Raw genomic sequence first — 7,743 nt, 5'->3', positions numbered from 1 at the left:
TGACTGCTTTCGACCCAAAGCGGACATAATATCGTAAAGTTAATTTAGTATAATCGTACTTCATTCACTTTTCAATTCTTATGAAAGAAGGTTATGCAAAGACATTAATTGGTATCATGGGCTATAACCATTAGATAAATATTTCAAAAGAATTTTAGACCAAATTTCATAGCCTTTTCCATTTAAATGAACACCATCAAAAGAATAAATATTCTTCAGTTTTTCTTTTTTAGATAGTTGAGAGTTTAAATCTATAAATACAATATTATTCTTTTTACAAAATGTCCTTAATCGCATATTCAAGTCTTTAACATTTTTCTGGATGGAACTATGCCCATCAGTAAATAGTGTAGACTGAACATATGGTGTAATATTATTCTTTTCTAACGCTCTTATTATTTTTACGTAATTAACAAAAATAGTATCCATGTCGATACCATACCCTATGTCATTAATTCCAATCATCAAAAATGCTTTTTCTGCTTTTGTATCTAAAATCGTATCTAGACGATTTAAAACCCCTTCAGTAGGGTCACTATTAATTACCCTATTTGCAACAGTCAAATGTGGAAAAATATCATGCCAATCACTTCTATCAGTTATACTATCACCAACAAAAACTACGTCATAATCACTTTGTGAAATTGATTTGTAAAATGAAATTTTATCAAGGTAATAGGGTGTTTCAAAAACATTTAATGTATTTCCTTCCAAAATTAGTTCTTTTATCTCTTTGATTTCATTGAATGGGAATATTTCATAAGCTCCTACAGCAATGCCATAGACAAATGTCGTAAATAGTGACACGCCCAAAAGTAGTTTTTTGATCAAATTTATAATCGAATTATTAATTATAAACTGAACTTCCGCTTTGCGTCGAAAACGAAAATTCATAATCTAAATTAAAAAGCCCCCACAGTTCCCTGTGAAGGCTTTTTCTTCTATTTGTCACTCGCGGACTTGATCGGCGAGTCTATAAAAAACGTATTATTGGATTCGCCCATCAAGTCGGCGAATGACGTTTTAAATTAGTTCTTAGACTTATCAACTTTTTGGTTTTCTTTAAGCCATGGCATCATCGCGCGTAGGTTTGCGCCTACTTCTTCGATTTGATGCGCGGCGCCTTTGGCGCGGGAGGCTTTCAGTTTAATCTGACCAACTTTGTTATCAAGCATGAAGTCATTCACGAAGCGGCCTTCTTGAATGTCAGCAAGAATACGTTTCATTTCTGCTTTCGTATCTTCGTTGATCACACGTGGACCGGACATATAGTCACCATATTCAGCCGTGTTTGAAATTGAATAACGCATGTTGGCGATACCGCCTTCATACATAAGGTCAACAATAAGTTTTAATTCATGAAGACATTCGAAATATGCCATTTCAGGGGCATAACCCGCTTCAACCAACACTTCAAAACCACATTGTACAAGCGCAGATGCACCACCACAAAGAACGGCTTGCTCACCGAATAGGTCAGTTTCGCACTCTTCTTTAAATGTTGTTTCGATGATCCCTGCGCGGCCACCGCCGTTTGCAGAACCATATGAAAGACCGATATCCATTGCGTTACCTGTTGCGTCCTGATGAACGGCGATCAATGTTGGTACGCCTGCGCCTTTAAGATATTCTGAGCGCACTGTGTGGCCCGGGCCTTTTGGTGCTATCATGAATACGTCAAGATCAGCACGTGGTTCAATCAGTTTAAAATGAACATTTAGACCATGCGCAAACATAAGAGAGGCGCCCTCTTTCATGTTTGGTGCAAGATCGTTTGCGTATAAATCCGCTTGTAGCTCATCCGGTACAAGAACCATAACAACGTCGGCCCATTTCGCGCCTTCTGCTGCCGTCATACATTTGAAATCGGCGCCTTCGGCTTTTGCACGTGTGCTTGATCCTTCGCGAAGTGCAACGGCGATATCATTAACACCGCTATCACGTAGGTTTGCTGCATGGGCATGTCCTTGGCTACCGTAACCAACGATCAATACTTTCTTTGTTTTGATCAGATTTACATCCGCATCATTATCATAATAAACTCTCATTTAAATTCTCCGTATAAATAAATTCTTTTAAATTATTCTGATCTTATAAAACTTTTTGGCCACGATGTAATGCCGCAACACCTGTGCGGACAACTTCATCTAATCCTAGTTCACTCATTAGTTCGATGAATGCTTTAATCTTTTCTGTCTTGCCTGTCACCTCAAAAACGAAACTTTTTGCCGAACTATCGACGCGTTTTGCCCGAAATGCTTCTGCTACACGTAGTGCTTCAACACGTTGTTCGCGGTCGCCGCTTACTTTTACAAGTGCGAGTTCACGTTCCACATGTGGGCCTTCGTCGGTTAAGTCCGCAACACGGTGAATGGGCACAAGTCGGTCAAGTTGCGCTTGAATTTGATCAATAGTATGCGGTGTTCCAATAGTCACAACCGTGATACGGCTTTCGTTACCTTCAAGATCAACAGGAGCAACCGTCAAATGTTCAATATTATAACCACGACCGGAAAATAATCCGATGACACGCGCCAATACACCTGCTTCGTTATCAACGATAATGGATAATGTATGGCGTTCTTGATGTTGAGCTAATTCTATCATAATCATTTCTCACTTGGTTTATTAAACCAATGCGGCCCCTCCTTCAAATTCTTGCATTTCAGATTCGTCCGGTAGAAGCATTTCATTATGCGCTGCCCCAGAAGGTATCATTGGGAAACAATTCGCAAGTTTTTCAATACGGCAATCCACAATAACCGGGCCATCCGTTTCAATCATCTTAATAATCGTTTCATCAAGTTGATCCGGACGATCGCACATAAGTCCAGTTGCACCATAACTCTCCGCAAGTTTAACGAAATCCGGTAGTGATGCCGTGTAACTATTTGAATAACGACCATCGTGGTTTAAATCCTGCCACTGGCGCACCATCCCCATATATTCATTATTCAGGATAAATATCTTAACGGGTAAGCCATATTGCATAACCGTTGAGAGTTCCTGAATATTCATTTGAATGGATGCTTCACCGGCAACATCAATCACAAGCGCATTTGGATGTGCCATTTGAACGCCCATCGCCGCCGGAAAACCATATCCCATTGTTCCAAGCCCACCTGATGTCATCCATCTGTTTGGCTCTTCAAAATGAAGATATTGCGCTGCCCACATTTGATGTTGACCCACTTCGGTTGTGTAATAAACATCCTTATCTTTGGTTAGCTCTTGAAGGCGTTCAAGTGCATATTGCGGCATAATGACATCATTACGTTTCGCATAGCCAAGGCAATTACGCGCTCTATTCTCTTCGATTTCACCCCACCATGCTTTAAGTGCATCAGCGTCTAGTTTATGTTTGCCTTTTTTCCATAACTTGATTATCACTTCAAACACGGCAGCCACATCACCAACCACTGGCACTTCAACCGGAATAATTTTATTAATCGAAGAACGATCAATATCAATATGTATTTTCTTTGATTTTGGTGCGAAGGCATCAATGCGACCCGTCACACGATCATCAAATCGTGCGCCAATACAAACCATGACGTCACAATCATGCATTGCGTGATTGGCTTCATATGTTCCGTGCATTCCAAGCATACCAAGAAACTGATCATCAGACGCAGGATAGGCGCCAAGCCCCATTAAAGTACTTGTTACCGGCACACCCGTCATTTTTGCAAATTTACGAAGTAGATCAGACGCAGCAGGTCCGGAATTGATAACACCACCGCCCGTATAAAAAATTGGCTTTTTCGCAGTCGCTAATAAATCAACGGCCGCTTTAATTGCAGCATCATCGCCTTTAAAGGCTGGACGGTAGCTGCGGTGTTCAATTGGTCCCGTATGAATATTTTCACTCGTATGAATTTGAACATCTTTTGGAATATCAACAACAACTGGCCCGGGACGCCCCGTTGTCGCAACATGAAATGCTTCATGAACAACACGTGATGCGTCATCGGTTTTTTTAATTAAATAATTATGTTTTGTGCAATGTCGCGAAATACCAACCGTGTCTGCTTCCTGAAACGCGTCAGTACCAATTAATTGAACAGGAACCTGACCCGTCAAACAAACTACCGGAATACTATCAAGCATCGCATCCGCTAAACCAGTGATCGCATTTGTTGCACCCGGGCCTGACGTCACAAGTACGCAACCAGGTCGCCCAGTTGAACGCGCATATCCTTCTGCTGCATGAACGGCTGCTTGCTCATGGCGAACAAGAACATGGGTAATCTTCGAATGTTCATGAAGTTCATCATAAATCGGCAGAACAGCGCCGCCCGGATAGCCAAAAATGACATCCACACCCAAATCCTCTAGGGATTTAACGATGATCTGTGCGCCTGTTAGTGCTTTCGAAGACATAATGTCCACCTTTCCATATTTCAATTAATCAAGCATGTATTGCATAAATAAGTTTAGGTTTATAAAGGCTTCTGCGCCATATAGCAAATCCAAACACAATGAAAACACGCATAATTTTCCATTCAAAATTTCAGTCAACTTAATGATATATAATTATCAAGTCAACTATTATTTTGAAATATAATTACAAAATAATGAATTTTTATTTAATAAAATTACAATTTAATATTTTCCCAATCGGAAAATTGATTTCTAAACCATGTCATTTGGCGCTTTGAAAATTGTCTAGTGGCTGTTTGAGCAAGGACTATTGTTTCCTTTAGACTGATATTTCCCTCAAGATAATCAATAATCTGGGGCACACCTAATGACTTCATGACGGCTATATTTTTTGGATAATTAAGTGCCATTAATTCCCGAACCTCATTCAAAGCACCTTCATCATGGATCATTTTTTCAAACCGTAAATTACAACGTTCATATAATTCTGCACGGTCCCGAGATAAAATATGACGGTGAATTTCAACGTCTTCATCAATTAACCCGCCGGTTGATGGCGCCAATTGCCACTCAGCCAGACTTTGACCCGTTGATAATATCACCTCAAGCGCGCGACCGATGCGTTGACTGTCCCCTTCCGATAGACGCTTGGCCATAACGGGGTCAAGTTCCAATAATTTTTTATGTGCATTTTGTGAACCATATTCATTTATTTCATTACGGATATTTGCACGAATATTTTCATCTATCTCTGGGACGTTGGATAAACCATATACGAGCGCTTTTAAATAAAGCCCCGTACCACCAACAACAATCGGCGTTTTATTTCGCGCCCAGATATCATCTATAAAGTTTCGGGCAAGCTCCCTCCAGCGTTCCGCCGAACAAGCATCGTCGCCTTTTAAATATCTATATAAGTGATGGGGCACTTTCCCTATATCTTCATCCGACGGACACGCGGTTAAAATATTAAGCTCGCGGTAAATCTGCATACTGTCGGCATTAACGATTTCCCCGTCTTGTTTTTCCGCCCAATTTAAGGCAATTGATGACTTGCCGCTTGCTGTTGGTCCACCGAGCACGATTATTTTTCGCATTAAACACTTTCCGGTTCACTAATTCATATTGATATTGTAATTATAACAACCATAAGAATAATTCTATAGGTTTAAATAATGACCAAGGTTCTGACCCTTATTTCCGATCCGGAAAACCCGACACTTAATAATGATATTAAAAACCAATATTCAGAATTTCTGAATGCGTCAAAAAGCCGATGGTTAAATGAAAATGTCGCACTGGATATCTTTTTTGATGGTGATATTGGGGTGGAAGTCATAGATCGTTTAAATAATGAAACATTCGATTATGCCATTCAGGATATCGCAACAAGAAGCAAAAATTTACTCCTTGCTGACATGGATAGTACCATCATTCAATGTGAATGCATTGATGAACTGGCCGATTTTTTAGGAATTAAAGAAAAAGTATCACATATCACCGAAGCCGCCATGCGTGGTGAAATTGATTTTAAAGGTGCACTGCGGGAACGTGTCGCGCTTCTTAAAGAGCTTAAAGTTGCGGATTTAGGGAAAGTGTTTGATGAACGCGTTAATTTAACACCAGGTGCAATCACGCTCGTAAAAACCATGAATGCGAATGGAGCCATGACAGTTCTAGTATCAGGTGGATTTACTTACTTCACTGGACGCGTTTCAGAGATAACCGGTTTTCAGGTAAATCGAGCAAATATTTTACTTCATGCAAATGGTGAATTAACGGGAAAAGTAGGCGAGCCAATCGTTGATTCAGATACTAAAGTCAATACATTACGAGAATTTCAGAAAAATTTAAAATTAGAAGAACATGAAATTATTGCTGTTGGTGATGGAGCCAATGATATACCGATGCTGGTTGGCGCAGGTACTGGTGTTGGCTATCATGCTTTCCCAACAGCCGCAGAAGCAGCAGATGTAAAAATACAGCATAGTGACTTAACCGCACTCTTATACATTCAAGGATATTCAATAAGTGATTTCATTATTGAATAATCCTATGTTAAAGTTCATCAGAATTCAGGGAGTTTATAATGAAAAAAACAATTTTTAAGTCACTTATTCTATCTTTTCTGGCCATATTACCTGCTAAAGCCGATATCGAGCTTGAGAAACTGGTTTTACCTGATGGGTTTTCCATTGAAGTTTACGCACGAATTCCCAAAGCCAGACAAATGTCACTTGGTGATGATGGTACAGTTTATGTAGGGACACGCGGTGATGCACGTGGACGCGTTTTTGCCATCACTGATAATAATGGTGATTATAAAGCTGATGATGTCACCGTTATTACGCGAGGTTTAAAACAACCTTCTGGATTAACTTATAAAGACGGCGACTTATATGTTGCTGACATTGATACTCTTTACCGTTTTAACGATATTACATCGACGATGAATGATAGTCCTAAAGCTGAAATCATTACGGATAATCTACCTGATAAAACTCATCATGGATGGAAATTTATCGAATTTGGCCCAGACGGTCTTCTTTATGTTCCAATTGGTGCGCCTTGTAATATATGCGAACCTGAGGAAATTTTCGCTGCTATTCATACAATGGATGTGAATAATCCCGATGATAGTTTAACCAAGGTTGCAAGCGGTGTTAGAAACACAGTTGGCTTTGATTGGGATCCAAAAACAAATGAGCTATGGTTTACAGATAATGGCGGCGATAACCTTGGTGATGACATGCCAGCGGATGAATTAAATAAAATATCAATCCCCGGCGAACATTTTGGCTATCCTTATATTCATCAAGGCGACTTTCAAGACCCACAATTTGGGTCAGGAAAAAAAGCTTCAGATTATACGCCACCTGCACAAAAGCTCGCACCACATGCTGGGGCTACTGGAATGGCGTTTTATAAGGGAAACATGCTTCCTGAAAAATTCAAAAATAATATCATTATTGCTGAACATGGTTCCTGGAACCGTACTGATGAAGCGGGTCATACCGGCCATATGCTAACGCTCGTTACTGTTGAAAATGGAAAAGCCATTAAATATGAACCGTTTATCACAGGCTTTTTACAAAACAACAAAGCCTGGGGACGCCCTACGGATGTCCTTGAATTAAAAGACGGAAGTTTGCTTATTGCTGACGATGAAGCGGGCGCCGTTTATCGAATGACATACATGAAATAAATTTATTTACTCAATTAAACAAATTTTAAACTTCATCCTTTAAGGTCTTTTATAAATTAAGAACTTAAAGGAAATAAAATGAATATGAAAATTATGATTGGCGGTCTTTTGGCAACCATTTCAATTGGTACCTATTCAGCCAATGCACAAACAAG

7 protein-coding genes are annotated in these 7,743 nt (G+C 39.7%); 2 read left to right on the top strand and 5 right to left on the bottom strand.

Translation table 11 applies throughout. From position 1 onward, the window contains the following. Positions 1–114: 114 nt before the first annotated feature. From ACTF6W_RS10970 to miaA, 5 genes are all read right to left on the bottom strand, one after another. Positions 115–894 (bottom strand): GDSL-type esterase/lipase family protein, encoded by a 780-nt coding sequence (locus ACTF6W_RS10970; RefSeq protein ID WP_438994587.1) that lies wholly within the window; start codon positions 892–894, stop codon positions 115–117. Between the two features lie 134 nt (positions 895–1,028). Then, the gene (gene ilvC / locus ACTF6W_RS10965; RefSeq protein WP_438994586.1) at positions 1,029–2,048 is read right to left on the bottom strand and encodes a ketol-acid reductoisomerase; all 1,020 of its coding nucleotides are present in this window, start codon (positions 2,046–2,048) and stop codon (positions 1,029–1,031) included. A gap of 43 nt (positions 2,049–2,091) precedes the next feature. Next, the gene (gene ilvN / locus ACTF6W_RS10960; RefSeq protein ID WP_438994585.1) at positions 2,092–2,607 is read right to left on the bottom strand and encodes an acetolactate synthase small subunit; all 516 of its coding nucleotides are present in this window, start codon (positions 2,605–2,607) and stop codon (positions 2,092–2,094) included. A gap of 21 nt (positions 2,608–2,628) precedes the next feature. Continuing rightward, complete coding sequence (locus ACTF6W_RS10955) at positions 2,629–4,383, bottom strand: acetolactate synthase 3 large subunit (RefSeq protein WP_438994584.1); 1,755 nt, start codon at positions 4,381–4,383, stop codon at positions 2,629–2,631. Positions 4,384–4,598: 215 nt separating this feature from the next. After that, positions 4,599–5,480, bottom strand: a complete 882-nt coding sequence (gene miaA, locus ACTF6W_RS10950; protein WP_438994583.1) for a tRNA (adenosine(37)-N6)-dimethylallyltransferase MiaA — start codon at positions 5,478–5,480, stop codon at positions 4,599–4,601. 78 nt (positions 5,481–5,558) lie between these two features. On the opposite strand from miaA, the gene serB reads away from it, so the two are divergent. Further along, on the top strand, positions 5,559–6,434 hold the full coding sequence (gene serB / locus ACTF6W_RS10945; RefSeq protein ID WP_438994582.1) for a phosphoserine phosphatase SerB: 876 nt from the start codon (positions 5,559–5,561) through the stop codon (positions 6,432–6,434). 38 nt (positions 6,435–6,472) lie between these two features. Then, complete coding sequence (locus ACTF6W_RS10940; protein WP_438994581.1) at positions 6,473–7,588, top strand: PQQ-dependent sugar dehydrogenase; 1,116 nt, start codon at positions 6,473–6,475, stop codon at positions 7,586–7,588. Positions 7,589–7,743: the final 155 nt, after the last annotated feature.

This window comes from Pseudemcibacter sp. (assembly GCF_965661635.1).
GTDB lineage: Bacteria > Pseudomonadota > Alphaproteobacteria > Sphingomonadales > Emcibacteraceae > Pseudemcibacter.
Note: the sequence above shows the minus strand (reverse complement) of the source record. Positions and strands in the feature narration are given on the sequence as shown.

Bases quoted from the DNA above. Each gene is read 5' to 3' on its own strand.
- ACTF6W_RS10955 (WP_438994584.1), bottom strand. From the start codon at position 4,383: ATGTCTTCGAAAGCACTAACAGGCGCACAGATCATCGTTAAATCCCTA.
- ACTF6W_RS10940 (WP_438994581.1), top strand. From the start codon at position 6,473: ATGAAAAAAACAATTTTTAAGTCACTTATTCTATCTTTTCTGGCCATA.
- ilvC (WP_438994586.1), bottom strand. From the start codon at position 2,048: ATGAGAGTTTATTATGATAATGATGCGGATGTAAATCTGATCAAAACA.
- ilvN (WP_438994585.1), bottom strand. From the start codon at position 2,607: ATGATAGAATTAGCTCAACATCAAGAACGCCATACATTATCCATTATC.
- serB (WP_438994582.1), top strand. From the start codon at position 5,559: ATGACCAAGGTTCTGACCCTTATTTCCGATCCGGAAAACCCGACACTT.
- ACTF6W_RS10970 (WP_438994587.1), bottom strand. From the start codon at position 894: ATGAATTTTCGTTTTCGACGCAAAGCGGAAGTTCAGTTTATAATTAAT.
- miaA (WP_438994583.1), bottom strand. From the start codon at position 5,480: ATGCGAAAAATAATCGTGCTCGGTGGACCAACAGCAAGCGGCAAGTCA.